At 38.0% G+C, this 19,338-nt stretch carries 12 protein-coding genes and 1 tRNA gene; 10 read left to right on the forward strand and 3 right to left on the reverse strand.

Translation table 11 applies throughout. The annotated features are described in order from the left end of the window. Positions 1–50 precede the first annotated feature (50 nt). From trpS to G7B18_RS15545, 5 genes are all read left to right on the forward strand, one after another. Entirely contained in the window at positions 51–1,049 is a 999-nt protein-coding gene (trpS, locus tag G7B18_RS15525) for a tryptophan--tRNA ligase (protein WP_164108480.1), read from the forward strand. Between the two features lie 60 nt (positions 1,050–1,109). Beyond that, positions 1,110–1,724 (forward strand): deoxynucleoside kinase, encoded by a 615-nt coding sequence (locus G7B18_RS15530; protein ID WP_079642474.1) that lies wholly within the window; start codon positions 1,110–1,112, stop codon positions 1,722–1,724. A 328-nt stretch (positions 1,725–2,052) separates the two neighbouring features. Then, positions 2,053–3,642, forward strand: a complete 1,590-nt coding sequence (locus tag G7B18_RS15535) for an ATP-binding cassette domain-containing protein (RefSeq protein ID WP_164123389.1) — start codon at positions 2,053–2,055, stop codon at positions 3,640–3,642. 104 nt (positions 3,643–3,746) lie between these two features. Continuing rightward, entirely contained in the window at positions 3,747–7,289 is a 3,543-nt protein-coding gene (gene smc / locus G7B18_RS15540) for a chromosome segregation protein SMC (protein WP_164108478.1), read from the forward strand. Between the two features lie 120 nt (positions 7,290–7,409). Continuing rightward, entirely contained in the window at positions 7,410–7,703 is a 294-nt protein-coding gene (locus G7B18_RS15545) for a hypothetical protein (protein WP_164108477.1), read from the forward strand. A gap of 50 nt (positions 7,704–7,753) precedes the next feature. On the opposite strand, the gene G7B18_RS15550 is transcribed toward G7B18_RS15545, so the two are convergent. Further along, positions 7,754–9,757 carry a M13 family metallopeptidase gene (locus G7B18_RS15550; protein ID WP_164108476.1) on the reverse strand — a complete coding sequence of 668 codons (2,004 nt, stop codon included), beginning with the start codon at positions 9,755–9,757 and terminating at the stop codon, positions 7,754–7,756. A 195-nt stretch (positions 9,758–9,952) separates the two neighbouring features. Here G7B18_RS15550 and G7B18_RS15555 point away from each other — a divergent pair, with 195 nt between their 5' ends. Next, complete coding sequence (locus G7B18_RS15555; protein ID WP_164123391.1) at positions 9,953–10,597, forward strand: hypothetical protein; 645 nt, start codon at positions 9,953–9,955, stop codon at positions 10,595–10,597. Between the two features lie 47 nt (positions 10,598–10,644). On the opposite strand, the gene G7B18_RS15560 is transcribed toward G7B18_RS15555, so the two are convergent. Next, complete coding sequence (locus G7B18_RS15560) at positions 10,645–13,512, reverse strand: M16 family metallopeptidase (protein WP_164123393.1); 2,868 nt, start codon at positions 13,510–13,512, stop codon at positions 10,645–10,647. A gap of 94 nt (positions 13,513–13,606) precedes the next feature. Here G7B18_RS15560 and xerD point away from each other — a divergent pair, with 94 nt between their 5' ends. The 3 genes from xerD (at position 13,607) to G7B18_RS15575 (ending at position 18,068) form a co-directional block, all read left to right on the forward strand. Then, a complete protein-coding gene (xerD, locus tag G7B18_RS15565; RefSeq protein WP_164123395.1) occupies positions 13,607–14,500 on the forward strand; it encodes a site-specific tyrosine recombinase XerD in 894 nt (297 codons plus the stop codon). A gap of 535 nt (positions 14,501–15,035) precedes the next feature. Continuing rightward, the gene (locus tag G7B18_RS15570) at positions 15,036–17,303 is read left to right on the forward strand and encodes a TonB-dependent receptor (RefSeq protein WP_164123396.1); all 2,268 of its coding nucleotides are present in this window, start codon (positions 15,036–15,038) and stop codon (positions 17,301–17,303) included. Between the two features lie 141 nt (positions 17,304–17,444). Further along, positions 17,445–18,068 (forward strand): hypothetical protein, encoded by a 624-nt coding sequence (locus G7B18_RS15575; RefSeq protein ID WP_164108471.1) that lies wholly within the window; start codon positions 17,445–17,447, stop codon positions 18,066–18,068. A gap of 50 nt (positions 18,069–18,118) precedes the next feature. Here G7B18_RS15575 and G7B18_RS15580 read toward each other — a convergent pair. Then, a tRNA-Arg gene (locus tag G7B18_RS15580) sits at positions 18,119–18,190 on the reverse strand. A gap of 529 nt (positions 18,191–18,719) precedes the next feature. Here G7B18_RS15580 and G7B18_RS15585 point away from each other — a divergent pair. Then, entirely contained in the window at positions 18,720–19,310 is a 591-nt protein-coding gene (locus G7B18_RS15585) for a riboflavin synthase (RefSeq protein ID WP_164108470.1), read from the forward strand. Positions 19,311–19,338 lie beyond the last annotated feature (28 nt).

The raw sequence follows: 19,338 nt of genomic DNA on the forward strand, positions 1-19,338 counted from the left end.
TAGGCTAGGTAAAACGAAATATTAGGAATAATTCCTTAGTTTTGCAGCATATGGAAACTGTCGTTAGCGGTATAAGAAGTACCGGAAAATTACACTTAGGAAACTACTACGGAGCATTGAGCAATTTTGTGAAAATGCAAAATGACTACAATTGCTTCTTTTTTATAGCTGATTTGCACTCACTTACGACTCATCCAGCTCCGCAAGATTTACAGTCTACAGTCCGCAATGTGGTCATCGAATACCTAGCAGCTGGGATTGATCCAGAAAAATCGACTATTTACGTACAATCTGATGTACCAGAAGTAGCCGAGCTCTATCTTTATATGAATATGAACGCCTATCTTGGAGAACTTGAAAGGTCTACTTCTTTTAAGGATAAAGTTCGTTCTAATCCAGACAATGTAAATGCGGGCCTATTGACATACCCTGTGTTGATGGCATGTGATATATTGCTTCATCACGCGACCAAAGTACCTGTAGGAAAAGACCAGGAACAACACTTGGAAATGACGAGAACATTTGGAAATCGCTTTAATCATCTTTATAAAGTAGATTACTTTAAAGAAGCTTTCGCTTTCTCTTATGCTCAAAAACTAGTAAAAGTACCTGGTTTAAGTGGACAGGGTAAAATGGGAAAATCAAACGGTGACGCAGATTGTATCTATCTATCTGATGCGCCTGAAGTGATCCGTAAAAAAATTATGCGTGCCGTTTCAGACTCTGGTCCGACTGAGCCTAATCAGGCAAAACCAGAATCCGTACAGAATCTTTTTGATTTAATGAAAGTGGTCTCTTCAGCAGATACATTATCTCATTTTGATGATTTATACAACAAATGTGAGATCCGTTATGGAGACTTTAAAAAGCAACTAGCCGAAGATATGGTAATCGCTACTGAACCTGTGCGTTCTCGGATCGAGGAAATATACAAGGATGAAGAGTACATTCAGAAAGCACTGAAGTTAGGTGCCGAGAAAGCCTCTGCCAGTGCACAAAAAACCCTTCGCGAAGTACGTGAAATTATTGGTATCAAGAAGCTCTTTTAAGAAGTTGCGACTAGGGGAAATACGTTTTTAAATTTTGACTTTTTAATTTTTATTTGAGCTATGCATATTGCAATTGTAGGAAATATCGGAGCCGGAAAAACGACATTAACAAAGCTATTGGCTCATCATCTCAACTTTGAGCCTCAGTTTGAGACTGTAGACGATAATCCTTATCTCGAAGATTTCTATAGTGATATGAAGCGTTGGGCTTTTAACTTACAGATTTTCTTCTTGAATAGTCGCTTTCGTCACATTGTAGAATTACAAAGCAAAAGCATAAATATGATTCAAGATCGCACGATTTATGAAGATGCGTACATTTTTGCGGAGAATCTCTATGATATGGGCTTGATGAGTGCACGTGATTTTGAAAATTACAGCAACATATTTCAGAGTATCATCCATTATATCAAACCACCGGATCTGTTGATCTACCTAAAAGCTTCTGTTCCGACGTTGGTCAATAACATCCAGACACGCGGTAGAGATTATGAATCGGGTATTCGTTTAGATTACTTGTCCAAATTGAATGACAAATATGAAAAATGGATTAACAACTACACGGAAGGCAAGCTATTGGTATTAGACAAAGACAACTTAGACTTTGCAAATAAACCGGAAGATCTAGGAAGTATCATACAAAAGATTGAAGCCGAGCTATACGGGTTGTTCTAAAAAACAGGAAAACCATAAAAAATATTTTTCACTTATTTGACCGTTTTGTCGTCATTTCGACCTTAGCGGAGAACCCCGAAGGGCTCAATGTAGTTATATCTAATGATATATATTTTTCTATAGATAGTTACATAGACCTCTCTACAAGGTCGAGGTGACGTAGGGGGACTTTCATAATCCGGCAGCTCCTGGATTATGAAAGTTTTTTTACCTTTGTATCAAGAAACATCAAAATACATATATGTAAAATTAATTTCTTCTCTTTTCAAAAACAACTTATCCGCTAACCGGATCTGTTATTCCATTTATCCTTTTAAAAGAAGAAATTATGCTTATTTTACAAAATGTATCCTATACATTTTCCAATAAAACTATTGCGTTCGAAAATATAAATTTTCGATTGGCCCCTCAGGAAAAAGCAGCTTTAATCGGTAATAATGGTGTTGGAAAATCAACATTATTGGACCTCATTAGCGGAACGACGCTCTCCTCTGCAGGCCAAATACAAATAAACGATAATACTTATTTTGTTCCTCAAATGTTTGGGCAATACAATCATCTCACGGTGTCCGAAGCTTTAGGTGTTCGAGACAAGTTAACTGCTTTGGACAATATATTGAAAGGAAGCGTTAAAGACCAGGATTACAGCATATTAAATAATGATTGGAATATTGAGGAGCGTTGCCAGCAAGCGCTAGACTATTGGCATTTACCCAACATCAACTTAAGGTCAACAATGAGCGATCTAAGCGGTGGCCAAAAGACCAAAGTACTCCTTGCAGGAATTGATATTCACCAACCGCAATTGTTGTTGATGGATGAACCCTCCAATCATCTGGATAGTTCCAGTCGCGCAAAACTATACCGTTATATACACGAAAGTAATCAGACAATGCTTATTGTAAGTCATGACCGTCAGTTATTAAAACTACTGAATATCACTTTTGAGATGACTCCAGATGGCATGCAGCGCTATGGAGGCAACTATGATTTCTATCTTACACAAAAACATCTACAAATGACCGCGTTGGCCGAAGATATCGTTTGGAAAGAAAAAGAATTACGGAAGGCCACAATTAAAGAAAGAGAGACCGCCGAACGACAAAATAAACAAGATGCCCGAGGTCACCGTAAACAAGAACAAGCGGGAGTAGCCCGTATCATGATGAATACGCTTAAAAACAAAGCTGAAAAGAGCACTTCAAAGCTTAAGGCTGTTCATCAATCAAAGATCAGCGACCTGACCAAAGATCTGAACTCGCTGAAATCGACCGTTCCAGATCTGGATAAAATGAAATTTGGCTTTAAAAATATCAATATGCATGAAGGGAAGACCTTATTTGAAGGTACAAATATCCAGATCATCAAGAAGAATGGACAGAAGCTATGGTCAAATCCATTACATATTTTAATCAGAAGTGGACAACGAATGGCTATACAAGGAGATAATGGAACAGGAAAATCCAGTCTGTTAAAAGTCATTCAAAAGCAAATCGTACCCACCGAAGGACAATGTATCTTCAACCATGAACATACGGTATATGTAGATCAGGAATACGCACTCTTACAGAATGAACTTAGCATGTTTGAACAAGCTCAACAATTTAATAATTCGGGCTTACAGCCCGCAGAAATAAATACAAGATTGAAACGCTTTTTGTTTCAACCGGATGACTGGAAAAAGTCGGTATCTATGTTGAGTGGTGGTGAACGATTACGCTTGACATTATGCTGCCTTACGCTATCGTCAAGGGTTCCCGACATGATTATTCTGGACGAACCAACGAACAATTTGGATTTACAAAATGTACAGATTTTAACACATGCGATAAACTCTTATCAGGGTACTTTGGTCGTCGTATCGCACGATTCGAAGTTTTTAGAAGATATACAGATCAAGGATTTCTACCGGTTATAAATAATGAATCTGCAGGATGTGGAAATCTATTAAAATGTGTAAAAACTAGATTCCCATTCTCTTTTTTATTGCTTATTTTCGTGGGAACTAATACAACAAGATGAATGGAGCTAACGAAGCTTGAAATCAAAGGTTTTAAAAGTTTTGGTGATAAAATCACGATAAATTTTAACGAAGGGGTCACCGCAATCGTTGGTCCGAATGGCTGTGGTAAGTCTAATGTTGTTGATGCTATCCGATGGGTACTAGGAGAGCAGAGTACAAAGACGTTACGTTCTGAAAAGATGGAAAATATTATCTTCAATGGGACAAAAACGCGTAAGCCTGCCAATCTAGCTGAAGTATCCTTAACTTTTAACAATAACAAGAGTGTTTTACCTACTGAGTTTACAACGGTAACGATCACCCGTAAACTGTATAGAACAGGCGAAAGTGAATACCGTTTGAATGATGTCAAGTGCCGACTCAAAGATATCACAGACCTCTTTTTGGATACTGGTATCGGAGCAGATACCTATTCCATTATAGAGTTGAAAATGATTGACGAGATTATTGCGAATAAAGACAATTCAAGAAGAAATCTATTTGAGGAAGCCTCTGGTATATCTAAATATAAGGTTAGGAAAAAACAAACACTTAACAAATTAAAAGAGACTGAAGCCGACCTGTCCCGAGTAGATGATCTGTTGTACGAAATCACGAAAAATCTAAAATCTTTAGAAAATCAGGCTAAAAAAGCAGATAAGTACTTCTTATTGAAAGAAGAATATAAACAGGCTAGTGTAGGATTAGCCTATTATCGGCTGGATAGTTTCAGCTCGGACCTGACCTCTTTAAGTGAAAAAGAAAAAGATCTTCAACAAGCGCTGCAAAATACCCTCGAACAGATTGATGGTAAAGAAAAGGAATTGCGTGTAGGTCGTGAAGAAATTTTAATCAAAGAGAAGAGCCTATCTACACAACAAAAGACTACACATGAATTCCAAAATAAAATTCGTACCTATGAGTCTGAACGTAAAATAAAAAACGAGCGTCTACATCATCTACAAGAACGAGATGCACGCATACAGACCGAGCAAAACCTTGACAAACAACAGTTGAGTCATGTGGATTACACCTTGAAAAGACTCAATGAAGAGCTATATGAAGAGCAGGCTAAGCTTGATGTATACCAAGATGATATACAGAAAAACAAAACGGAAGTTGAGGAATTAAGAGGTCAACAACAGACTGCTAAAAATAAATTGGACCGTTTTGCGGCGGACAATAATGAACTGCAGAATAAAATATACAAAGTAGAAAAAGATATTGCTGTTTTTAATATTCAAAAAGAGTCTCTCGAACAGGAATCACTTCGCAACATTACTGACGCGAGCAGTAAAGCCGAAGAATTGAATCAATTCAACCTATCGGTTAATGAATTGCAACTGAAAGTTGATGCTCAGCAAGCGCACTATGAACAAGTACTCGAACAAGAAAACGACCTGAGCAGTAAAATCCAGACAGCAGAAGATAAACTGGCTAAAGCAAAGGATGAATTAAGCAAAGAGTCTCGCTTGGTAGATGCTAAGCAAAACGAATATAATTTGACAAAATCTTTGGTTGACAACTTAGAAGGCTTTCCGGAGTCAATCAAATTTTTACGTAAAAATGCAGGTTGGAGCAAATCTTATCCCCTATTTTCGGACATTCTATTCTGTAAGGAGGAGTATCGTGTAGCTATTGAAAACTACCTAGAGTCGGTCATGAACCACTACGTAGTAGATACACCGCAGGATGCCATTCAGGCCATCAACCTATTGAGTGACGCGGCGAGAGGTCGCGCAAACTTCTTTGTGTTGGATGCTGTACTTCCTATTGAAACCACTCCTGCGGTGATTGTTCCTGACAACATGATCCCTGCTATGCAGGTTATCAAGGTAGACAAAAAATACGAAAAGCTATGCTTAGAATTATTAAAAAATGTCTATCTGTTACATGCTGATGATTCCAAATCTATCGAAGTTGAATTACCTTCAACAGATAGTATATTACTACACCATGAAGGTAAATTTAATAAACATAAATTAGGTTTGAGTGGTGGATCAGTAGGACTTTTTGAAGGAAAGAGAATTGGTCGTGCTAAGAATCTAGAGAATTTGGCCAAGGAAATAAAATCGCTAAATGAACATATCGGCAATTTGCAGCAAGTCGAGCAGGAACAGATTCAACTTATTGCTTCATTAAAACTGCAATCGCAAAAGGAGCTAATTGATGAGCTACGTATACAACTAGCCCGTCTTCAAAATGAATGGACATCTGTAAAGACGAAACAAGAGCAATACCAAGCCTTTTTAGCTAATTCACAGAACCGTAAAGCTGATATTGAGGCTCGCCTGACTCAGATATCCGAAGATCTTAATAAAGCAGAACCAGAGTTAAAGATTTTGCATGTGGAAAGTGAAGAGCGTCAAAAGCAGGCACAAGACCTTCAAAATGCATTTCAGGAGTTGAACGAAGTATTGACGGAAAAATCTACAGCTTACAACCAAGAGAATATCCGTCTGCACCAACAACAAAATAAGGTATCGGGTATTCAAAAAGACTTGGAATATAGAGAAAGCCAAAAAGAAGCTTTAGAATCCCGTATCAATAAAAACACGGCCGATCAAGAGCAGATTAAGCTCGACATGAAAGATGCGTTGACGTTTACAGATAGCAACGATGATGACCTCAAAGAGCTTTACGAACAAAAAGAATCGTTGGAAAAGGCTCTGCATGAGATGGAAGAAGTTTTTTATGCATTTCGTAAGCATCTCAATGATTTAGAAGAAGAGCTGACTGCACTTAGGAAATCCAAAGATCAGTATGATTTCTTGGTGACAGAGATTAAAGACAAGAAAACTACGCTTCAGATCGACCTTAACAGCCTGAAAGAAAGGCTTGCGGTGGAATTTAATATTGATATAAAAGAGTTGCTTGAGGGCGAAATGCCTGAGCTTACTCAATCTCAGGAGGAATTAGGTTCAGCCTGTACACGATTGAAGAAGCAGCTTGATGAATACGGCACCATCAATCCAATGGCTAAAGAGGCTTACGATGAAATCACGGAACGTTTCAATTTTATCACTAAAGAAAAAAATGATTTGGTAGAAGCTAAAGACTCCCTGCTATCGACCATTCAAGAGATCGACGAAAGTGCCAATGATAAGTTTATGGCTGCCTTTACTTCTGTTAGAGAGAATTTCATTCGGGTATTCCGTTCATTGTTCAACGAAGAAGATAGCTGTGATTTGATATTGAGTGATCCTAAAAATCCATTGGAGTCGGATATTGATATTGTTGCTCGTCCTAAAGGAAAGCGTCCTTTGTCAATCAATCAACTTTCCGGTGGAGAGAAGACACTTACTTCTACTGCTTTACTGTTTTCATTATACTTACTAAAACCGGCTCCTTTTTGTATATTCGATGAGGTAGATGCACCTTTGGATGATACCAATATTGATAAATTTAACAAGATCATACGTGAATTTTCTAACCAATCTCAGTTCATCGTTGTGTCTCATAACAAACGTACGATAGCGAGTACCGACATTATATACGGCGTCACCATGGTCGAACAAGGTATATCTCGTGTAGTTCCTGTCGACCTACGCGATGTCGCTTAAGACTTTTATATTGAACATACACCTAGAGATCCCGATTCCTCACTAAAGTTATCGGGATTTTTTTTGAACAAACTTTTTTTATTTCCAACCGTTCTATACACGTAACAACTGATAGATAAAATGGATAAATTAAAGAAATTTGAGTTGATGGAAAAAATCACACGCGAGCTAGAAGATGTTCGTAACAGCCAACAAGCAGTATTGGAAAAGATAGGAAAAATCGAGGTGGACAATATTGAGCTGGGAGATAATTTAATCGAGTCCAAGATGCCCGACATCTATCAACGTACAGCAGAAAACTCGGACGCTATACGTGAAATTCTAGACGCATTTCAGCAAAAAACAGAAGAGTTTGGGGACAAAAACAATGTAGACAAACTAAAAGAGCAAGATGTGATAAACAAATTAAAATAATAAAAGAAATCGGAGCTGAGTAGACGGCTCCGATTTTTTATTATTTCAGTTTACCATATAACGATACGCTTGTCTTTTGGTACATATAGCTTGTCACCGGCTTTGGTATCCCAAGCTTCATGAAATCCATCAAGATTGATTATAGGCCCAAAAGCACGATATTGGGCTGGTGAGTGTGGGTCTGTCTTTACTTGATTCACTACAAATTCGTCGGTTGTTTTTGTACGCCAGATAGTCGCCCATGAAAGGAAAAAACGTTGTTGTGGAGTAAATCCATCGATTTTACCTGGGTCTCCTTTGTCTTTAAGATACATCTTCATCGCATCAAAAGCCACCGAAGATCCACCAAGATCACCGATATTTTCGCCTAATGTAAACCGTCCATTGACAAATACCCCCGGTACAGGCTCGTACGACTCGAACTGCGCCACCAATGCATTTGCTGCTGCGTCAAACTTTGCCTTATCCTCTTTTGTCCACCAATTGTTCAAATTTCCATTTCCATCGTACTGCGAGCCAGAGTCATCAAATCCATGTGATAATTCATGACCAATGACAGCACCAATACCGCCAAAATTAACCGCAGCATCCGCCTTGTAATCGTAGAAAGGGGGCTGTAGAATTGCAGCAGGGAATACAATTTCATTGTACAGCGGACTGTAATACGCATTAACAGTTTGCGGACTCATCCCCCACTCGGCTTTATCGACAGGTTTACCTTGTTTTGCCAGATTTTGCTCAAAAGTCCAAATATGTATATTACGAATATTGTCTGCCAAAGAATTGCTGACAGCTAACTTGGAGTAATCCTTCCATTTGTCTGGATAACCGATCTTCACATTAAATTTAGATAATTTTTCTAAAGCCTTCACTTTTGTAACCGGAGACATCCAGGTTAAGTCATTGATATGTTGTCCAAAAGATTTTACCAGATAACTAACGAGCTCCTCACAAGCAATCTTAGCATCTTGTGGGAAATTGTCTTTAACATAAAGCTTGCCTAATAGTTCACCTGCGTTTTCATTAACAAACTCCAGCCCTCTCTTGTCCAATGCCCTTTGCTCCTTTTGCCCTTTTAACTTTTGTCCAAAGAAGGTAAAAGCTAACTCATCCAATTCCTGCGTTAAATAAGATGTGCCATCATTCATCACATGAAACTTTAGATATTCCTTAATAACAGGCATATTCTTTTCGTTAACAATCTTATCTAAATTCTTGAAATAGTTAAGTTCTCCTATGATGACAGTGTCTGCTTTGAAGCCCATACTGGTTAGATACTGTGCCACATCTACATTCTTTATTAATTTACCGAGATCTTTCACGGCTACTGGATTGTATCTTTTCTGAGCATCGCGAGACTCTTCAATGGTTTTCAAGTAAGAAGCAATAGACTTTTCAAACGCAACAACTTTGGGACCTTTCAGATCACGTGTACGCTGACCTACTTTTGCATATAATGTAGAAATATAGTTGGCATAGTCGTCTAGTATTTTGGTGTTGTTCTTATCAACCTTTTGGTAATATGAACGTCCTAAGCCAAGACCTCCACCTCCAAGATAGACCGCATTCATATTTGAGTTCTTCATGTGAGCTCCCACATATCCACCATAAAAAGGATTTCCCCCTTCGCGACCATAAGATACAAAATAGGCAGTCAGATCGTTTAAGTTTTTTATAGCGTCGATTTTGTTCAATTGCTCTTTGATCGGTTGTACACCAAGTTTATTTCTTGTATCAAAGTCGATAAACGATTTGTAAAGATCTGCAATCTTTTGTCCGTCAGAACCTATCGTAAAGTTAGTTTGTAATGATGATTTTAAAATCTTCAATACCGCTATATCTGTATTCTCGCGTAACTCATCAAAAGAACCCCATCTGGCTTTGTCTGAAGGAATTTCGACAGACTTCATCCAATTACCATTTACATAATTATAAAAATCATCTTGTGGACGTATTGCTTGATCCATCAGAGACAGATTAATAGCTTGGTGCTGCTGCGCAAAAGCTAACGCAGCACTTGTTAAAGCGGCTGTAAGTACAATTACTTTTTTCATCGATTTTATATTTATTAATGTTGTTGAAACTATGACAGACTTTAGGATTATACTAATTTTCAGAAATTATCTATTAAACACAATAAACAATATCAAATTCTGTTCACTACATTTGTAAATACATATTCTTGTCATGGTTTCATACACCTACAAACATAGCAAATCATCACTAAATTATAAGGTAACGATTTTATAATGTACATAGAAGTTGAAGGTAAAACCTACTACATCAGCATAAGTGAAAACGAAAGAGGGGTTTCATTGATAAGACAAGAAAAAGATGTCATACATATCGCGGTAGCGGCACGCCTATCGCAAGATGAATTGATAGCTTACCTCAAAAGTCAAGATCTGAATAAATGGATTGCAATGGGGAAATCTGTATCAGACACAATCTCATCAATCCAATTGTTTGACAGCTCTTTTACATTAATAGTCCATCAGGGATTAACGCATCCTTATATTAAGAATAAAACAATATATACATCAAAAAAACCAACTACACAACCAGCTCTTGACAGGCTTCTTGAATCTATTTTGCTGCAGGAAATCAAGCAGCATATCGGCTTTTGGGAGGAGTTATTAGATAGTTTGATTAATGTGATTCACCTTCGAAAACTAAAGATAAGTTATTACATAGCAAATCCTGCAAGTAAGAGGCTAACTTTTGAAAAAAAACTAGTTCATAAATCCAAAGAGTTCATTGCCTACCTGTGTTCAATAGCTGTCTTTGAATGTTTGGGAATTGAATATTCACGGAGAGAACAATTGGGAGCAAAACATGTTAAAGATTGGAAACACCAACAGCGGGTTTTCAAACATGAACAAACAGGGCTTTAAAGCTTCTTAAAAATAAAAGAGGGACACATGTGCCCCTCTTTTATTTCCTATTTTGATTGCTCTTCAGGCAATAAAATAAACTTGAAGAGGCGATCGGATTTTAGGTACTTCTCTGCTACTTCTTTAACAGATTGAACTGAAACCTTATTCAATTCATCCAGATAACGAAGGATGTAAGTAGGATCTTCGTTATTTTGGTAAGCGCTAGAAATCTGCCCCAACCAAAAACCATTTTCCTTTAACTGTAATTCTAACTGACGCTTTTGCTCAATTACAAATTTATCCAAATCAGTTTGTTTTGGACCATTTGCTTTAATCTTGTTCACTTCATCAATAGCGGAATTGATCAAAGACTCGTATTTATCTACACTCGTACCAAAGCCGATACTAAAGCTATAGCGCCCTTTTGGATATTTAGATGAAGATCCTCTAGCTCCTGTACCATACACCCCACTTTCGTCTTCGCGAAGGCGCTCCAATAAAGTAATGGATAAAATACTCTCCAATGCATCAAAATTCATATTCTCTTTCTCAGCGTACGCATAGTCTCCATAGTAGGACATTTGCACTTGCGCTTTGGCTTCTTTTCCTTTACGCACAACTTTCTCCACACCTTTAGCTGGTTCTACTATCCCCAAGTCTTTGGCGGATTCTTTTCTTCCCAGATTTGGTAGTGCTGCTAGATACTGTTCCAAGTAAGGTTTGATCTCCTCTTCGGTAAACGAACCTACAATCGTGAACGTAAAGTCTGATGCATCGGCAAAGCGCTCTTTGAAAATCTCCAAAGCACGTTTTTGATTTATTGTTTTGATTTGCTCTGGCGAAGGAATAGTTCTACGGACATTATCCGAGTACAACGTTCTTGACATGGCATCAGAGAAAACAAAATTAGGATCATCTTCTCTATTCTCCATTGAAGAAAGCGTACGTGCGATTCCGCTTTGGAACACATCATCGTCTAATCTTGGTTCGGTAAAGTAACCATAAATCATTTCAAATGCGGTCTTTAATCCTTCTTTATCAGATGATCCAGACAGCCCTTCGGAACGCTCTCCGAGATAAGGAGATACATTTACATTCTTGCCCGTCAAATATTTTCTAAGCTCAATTGCATTTAATTGTCCAACTCCCGAACCATTTACGAAAGCAGCTGCGTTGGAAGCTGTCAGGTATTCTGAATCGGAATATAGTGAGGTCCCACCTGGACTAAATGCTGAAATTAAAATCTGATCATTTTTGAACGTTGTTGGCTTCAATAATACTTTGACTCCATTGCTCAAAACAAGCTCTTTCGTTTGAATCCCAGCAATTTCGTTTGTCGACTTCACACTTCCTTTTACCGGTTGTTTGGCTAGTAACGGAAGCTCTGATACTTTATCTTCGTAAGCTGTCAAGTTCTCTTTATCGACCTCGGCTAGCCAAGCAATTACCTGTGCTTCTTGAGGAAGATTAGCTTTATCTTTCTCTGGTCCAAGAATGATAATATCCCGATTATTATCTACATAAAAACGTTTTCCAATGGCTTCGACTTCTTTTAACGTTAAGGTTGGTAATAATTGCTTAGTGATCTGATATCGATCCTCATTACCCAAAGCAGGTGCATCATTCAGGAAGTGCTGCAAATAAGTACCCACATATCCATCAGATTTCTTCTTGTCCCTTTCCTTATATACTGTCTCATTACTTTTTGCAAAAGCAGCTACAGTTCTTTTAAATTCAGACTCTGTAAATCCGAATTTCTGGAAACGATCCAATTCACGAACTGTCGCTTTAAGACCTTCCTCAAACTTTCCTGGCTTTGCCACGAAGGAAATAGAAAGATTATCTAATCCTCCAAAAAGTGAACTAATATTTATACCAGACTGAATAAATGGTGGATTCGGCTGCTGACTGATTTCACGCAAGCGCGAACTGATCATTTGATTAAAAATATTTTTCATCAACGACACCCTGTAATCACCGACCGTATTGACTTTTTCCTCGGGATGTTTAATAATTATCTGCCCCACTGTAGAAGGCATTTCCGCATCTGTTACCACTAAGAACTGATTTTTGTTCAGGAGCTTAACGGAATGTTCCGTACGTTTTTCAGGGTTCTTTGGTGTCTTCATGTCCGAAAAAAGTCGAATAACTTCTTTCTCCATCTGATCCACATCAATATCACCTACAATGATGATAGATTGCAAATCCGGTCTATACCATTTAGCATGAAAATCACGGATCAAGTCCGGTTTGAAACCCGTTACAACTTCTTCTGTCCCAATCGGCAAGCGATTGGCATATAATGACCCGTTTAGTAATACGGGAAGAAACTTATCCTGCATACGCTGTGAAGCACCTCTACTTCCGCGCATTTCTTCCATGATAATACCACGCTCTTTATCGATTTCCTCAGTAACTAACAAAGCATCCTGTGCCCAGTCACGCATCACCTGTAATCCATTTTTTAGTAGTTCAGGGTCGTCTGAAGGTATCGGTAACTGATACACAGTTTCTTCAAAGCTAGTGTATGCATTTAAATCCGATCCAAAACGAACGCCGGCCTTTTGTAAATAGTTAACGAGATCATTTTTTGGAAAATGCTTTAAACCATTGAAGTTCATATGCTCTAAAAAGTGAGCCAATCCACGCTCTTCTTCAGTCTCTAATATAGACCCTACTTTTAACCCTAGATACATAGTAACACGCTTTTCGGGCTCTACATTTTTACGGATATAATACTTAAATCCATTTTTCAACCGACCAACAGTAACTTCCTTGTCAAAAGGCAATTTATTTTGCCAATTTAAAGTATCTTGCGCTAAGATATGCTTAGCATCCTTTGCTAATAGTGAAATATGTGACGGTGATGCATCAACAGATGCAAAAGTAGCAGGCAATAAAAATGCTACAGCTAAAGGTTTTAAGAATCTCATTAATTTAAATTTGTTTTAATTTAATGCTAAATTAAAATTAAAAATTTAGTAAACATATTAAACAGTAATAATTTTACAATATTTAATTTTGTATATGGATTGGTTTACTACATTTAAAGATTTTAAGAGATACTTGGAGTTCGAAAGAAATCTCTCTGAAAATTCCATATCTGCATACTTGAATGATGTTCAAAAGTTGAGCGTATACTGTGAAGATCAACAACTCGATCTGTATTCGCTCTCGCCACGAGATATTCAAGAATTTCTAACATGGATGAATACTTTCGCCATATCAACTTTTACCCAAGCAAGGCTTCTTTCAGGACTTAAAGCGTACTTCAACTTCCTAGAGCTAGAGCATGATTTAGAAAACAACCCCGTGGAGTTGATTGAAGCTCCTCGCCTAGTCCGAAAAATCCCTGACGTGTTAAATCTTGAAGAAATCGATGCTTTAATGGCTGCGATAGATTTATCGACTCCAGAAGGCGCCAGAAACAAAGCGATCCTCGAAGTACTCTACGGTTGTGGCCTTCGTGTTTCCGAATTGATCGGATTAAAGATCTCAAATCTTTTCCTGGATATCGAATTCATTAAAATAGAAGGAAAAGGCAACAAAGAACGCTTAGTTCCTATTGGTAATCAAGCTATTAAACACTTAAAAATCTATCTAAAAGAAATACGAAGCAAACAAAATATAAAATCGGGACATGAAGATTTTGTGTTTCTAAACCGTCGGGGCGCGGCACTCTCTAGAGTAATGATATTTATCATCATAAAAGATCTTGCGGCTCAAATCGGCTTAAAAAAACAAATCAGTCCACACACATTTCGTCATAGCTTCGCCTCACACCTGGTCGAAGGAGGTGCTGATCTACGTGCGGTACAAGACATGCTGGGACATGAAAGCATCACTACAACAGAGATTTACGCGCACATAGACAAGGAATATCTACAGTCTGTCATAACACAGTTTCATCCGAGATCATAAGTTGATGCAACAATGTGTATTTTAATTTGCAACTTTGATGCAATTGAAATATCTTTGTAACACATGCAACTCCTCGTAAAAACAACTTCATTATTACTTACCATAATCCACCTGTGGGTTTCGGGGAGTTTGCTTTTACATAAACATACGGAATGCGACGGCAAAGATGCTGAAAACTGCCATCATCACGACGGGCTAAATAACCAAGATGAATGTGCTATCTGTTATTACATCCATCTCCCAAATACCACCTCCCATAGTTCTGATTTCCAACTGAGCTATATGCCGTCGTTTTTCTACATACCCTATAATATTTCTATCGATTCCATATTAGTAGATATTATTCGTCTTTTAATCTCAAATAAAGGCCCCCCGCTCCAATAATCTCTGTTTGCCTGTCATTTATTGTCCGCATAACTTTTTAAAACGAATTACCATCAAGCAAGGCTATAGCTATGTCCTCAAGGATGCTTTTTATCGAAAAATATTATCTATGAGAGGTGTTATACTTCTACTTCTACAAGGAGTTTTATATTTGAATACTCTTGTTTACGCCCAAGATTGTCCGTTGACTATCCACATTCAATTAATCGATGCGGAGACTGGGCATAACATTTCGGACGCCCAAGTACTTCTGAATGATCAATCTGCCAAGGTCGAAGGGCGGGGTAAATATATATTTAAAAAAGTCTGTGAAGGCAATTCCTCCATTTCCTTCTATCATAGGTCATATACAGAACACGAGATGTTTCTTAAATTAAGTCAAGACACAACAATCAGGATAGCATTAAATCGAATTGTAAAGCAGCTTGAGGAAGTAACTGTAACTGCTAACACCACTGATGCGAATTCCAGAAGCTCGACCATGCTGAATAAACAACAGCGAACAGAAAGCCAAGGAAAAAACCTAGCAGATGTCCTTCGTGACATTGCCGGTGTGAGTGTACTCAAAACCGGAGCTAACAATGGAAAACCTGTAATTAATGGATTATATGGAAATAGACTCCTATTATTAAATCAGGGCGTACGACACGAAAGTCAGCAGTGGGGTACGGATCATGCTCCAGAAATTGATCCTTTTTCAGCAGAAGAAATCAGCATTATTAAAAGTGCCGACGCTGTGCGTTATGGTCCCGATGCGCTAGGAGGAATTGTGAAATTATCGGCTGCGCCTATCCATCCAGACAGGTACGCGCTAAGTAACAGCTCCATTATCCTAAACAGTAACGGTAGAGGAATGACGGTAAATAGTAAACTAGAGGGGACACTAAACAAATTATCTTACCGCGCGGGTTTGACAACCAACAATCATGGCAACATGAAATCTGCATCCTATTACCTTGGTAACACGGGCAATAAAGAAATCAATGGAAATATGTATGCTGCCTATACATTAGGGAAGAATGTGATCAACATGTATTTCAGCCATGTTGGCAACACACTAGGGGTATTTCAAGGCGCCCATATTGGTTCAAAAGAAGATATCTTAGCACGGATCGCTAATGGCAGACCATTTGAAGAATATAGTTTTACCAATAAGATAGAAGCACCAAAACAACGCGTGACGCATCAACTTGGTAAAGTAGGATACAAACACTATATAAGTGATAATAGCCATATCGAGGCTCAATACAGCATACAACGTAATCATAGAAGAGAATTTGATCTGCGCCGTGTAGCCGAAAATGACTTACCGATGGCTGACATTGTCTTAAACACGCAGCAAATCGAGATCGTCTATAGTCGACCACTAATTACGACTGGTATATCAGGTAGTATGCAATTAAACAATAATGTACCTGGCACGGGCTCTACTCCCATTATCCCTAACTTCGAAAATCATGGTTTTGGTTCATTCTTTAGCTTAAAAATACCGGTAAAGAGCTGTTTGATAGAAACCGGTATACGATACGACTACAAGTATTTTGATGCAGCTGGCTATCGCTATAACTACGAGGAGATTAATCCCGACGGATCGATCCCTCAATATTTAATGACGGACCGTAAGGAGTTTCACAACATATCCGGTATAGCAGGCATTAGTCATCGCTTGAATTCTGTATTTACATGGAAAAGTAATGTTGGTCTAGCTTGGCGTGCACCTTCGGCAAATGAACTATACAGTGATGGGATACATCATGGTACAGGCACGTATGAAGTCGGAAATAAAAGCCTAGAGAGCGAAAAGGGATTAAAATGGGTAAACTCCCTCTTGGTTCACAAAGGAGCCATAAACGGTAATATCGATGTTTTTGCACAGGTCATTGACAACTATATCTATAGTCAACCCGTACCTGACTCGACAAGACAGACAATCCGAGGCACCTTCCCTCTATTTCAACACCAACAAGATCGTGCTTTGTTTTATGGTGCCGATCTGGCTCTAACTATGGAGATGCGTCAAAACTTACATTATAGTCTGAACCTATCTGTCGTAAAAGCTCGAAATATAACAAAAGAGCAATTCTTACCGAATATTCCAGCAACAAGGCTACAACATGCGTTGGCTTACCATATCAACGCAAAAGGGATACCCAGTTACATTAAGGTCAAGCATCATTTTCAGGCAAAACAGACTCGATACGAACCCAATTCCGATTTTGCCCCGCCTCCACCTTCATATCATCTCTTTGATGCTATTATAGCTTCTTCCATCAGTATGGAAAAGCACAGAAAAATGGAAGTACAAATAGGCGCAGAAAACATATTCAATAAGGCGTATAAAGACTATATGGATAGATTTAGATATTATGCCCATGCCTTAGGGCGCAACATTTCGGTAAAAATCAACTTTACATTTTAAAAAACACGATAGTGAAATATCCATATAATATATAGACTGCTCGAACTCGAATGGCCGCGGAGTAGTATATACACCATTCGTCACAAAACGTGCATAACGATAAGTTGGATAATCGCTATAAAAACTTAAAAATAAATCCACATGAAAAAATACATAACACTATTATTGATTTCAATTTTCACTTTTTCATCTTGCAAGAAAGATGAGCCTACTGCGGAAGTGGATCAAGAAGAAGTTGGTTCCGCAGAGATCTCTTTTACTGAAGTAGAAGGAGAAGCTCATGGCGACCATTACCATTATACAGAGATCGAAAATCCTGAAGTAGAAACGATAAAATTCTCAGGTAGCCCTATGCTTCCTCCAGTTGAAGAACATATACATCTGGTGGTTGGAAAGTCATATCGCTTTAATGTTAAAATAAAAGATTTTGCTGGACGAGAAACGCAACAGTCTTTTGTAGAAAAAGACAATCAGCATTTTGCTTTTATACTAGGTATCCCAACGGTGAGTTCCTTTGTAACCTATAGTGACGAAAAGAGCGATGATACAAAAGTAAAAGTCGGCGTACAAGGATACATTACAGTACTCAAAGAAGCCTCTACCTTCACTACAAGATATATCATGCGTCATCTTAACCCGGGAGTAAAAGAGAAAATAAACCCAAAAACAGATTGGAACAATGACAGCTTCACATCATTTACCGGAGCAAACGACCTAGATCTTAAGTTCCAGCTTCACTTTACTACCGGAGAAAACAGCCACTAAATACAATAAAAAAGCCGCTTCAGCAATTGAAGCGGCTTTTTTATTGTAAGTGTCTTCGGCGGGGGTCGAACCCACATCTTCAGAACCGGAATCTGAAATTCTATCCATTGAACTACGAAGACAGTCCCGCAAAAATATAACTTTTATGTGAAACTAAAACTTTTTTTGCAAAACAATATCGAAACTTCCACCAAAGTGCTGAAATGCAAAATATTAGAATTTGAACTGCGAATTTAACTAATTAACAGGTTGGACTAATTTCTTAAAATTGAAAAAGCCTGAGAGAATCAGGCGATTTCTCAGGCTTTAAATATTAACCTCTAGACGAGGCAATCAACCTAAACCTAAGCAAAGGTAACATATATTTCTTTACCACTCCAAACCTTTTGAATCAGAAAATCCAAAAAAAACAACAACCCACTGAAAATCAGCGAAATAATTTAAAAAAACACTACATTAGAAAAACAAACTAATTACACTCAGCTTTTATATTTTCTAAAAACGTAAAGATAGTGTATCACATACACATATCAAAATGGATTTCTCCTATTTATTTTTCGGGCTGTACAACTACAACCTATCTAGCGGGTCGGAAAGATTGGATATGCATACAAAATTGACTATTTTTGTCAAAACATCATTATTAGCACTATGTTCACAGGTATTATCGAAACATTAGGAACTGTTACAAAAATTGAACAGGAACAGACAAATATGCATATATACATCAAGTCTAGTTTATCTTCCGAGTTGAAAATCGATCAAAGTGTTTCTCATAATGGTGTATGTCTCACAGTTGTAGGAATCGATGCAGAGACTTATAAAGTAACAGCGATTGAAGAGACACTGCAAAAGACAAATTTGAGTGATCTGAAAGAGGGGGATCTTGTCAATATCGAACGCTGTACTTTGATGAACGGCAGGTTTGATGGACATATCGTCCAAGGCCACGTAGATCAAACAGCAAGCTGTGTTTCAAAAGAAGATCATAACGGCAGTTGGTTATTTACTTTTCAGTATGATCCACACCTCAATAATATCACGGTGGAGAAAGGCTCAATATCGGTAAACGGTATCAGTCTAACGGTAGTAAACTCCCTCGTAGATCGCTTTTCTGTAGCGATCATACCTTATACAATAGAACATACCAATCTAAAATATGTCGAGGTAGGGACACGGGTCAATTTGGAATTTGATATTGTCGGAAAGTATATTGCAAAAATAATGGCCCTTAAAAATTAAGAGCCATTATTTTTTTCTGAAAGAGTCT

This window comes from Sphingobacterium sp. xlx-130, assembly GCF_011007405.1.
GTDB classification, from domain to species: domain Bacteria; phylum Bacteroidota; class Bacteroidia; order Sphingobacteriales; family Sphingobacteriaceae; genus Sphingobacterium; species Sphingobacterium luzhongxinii.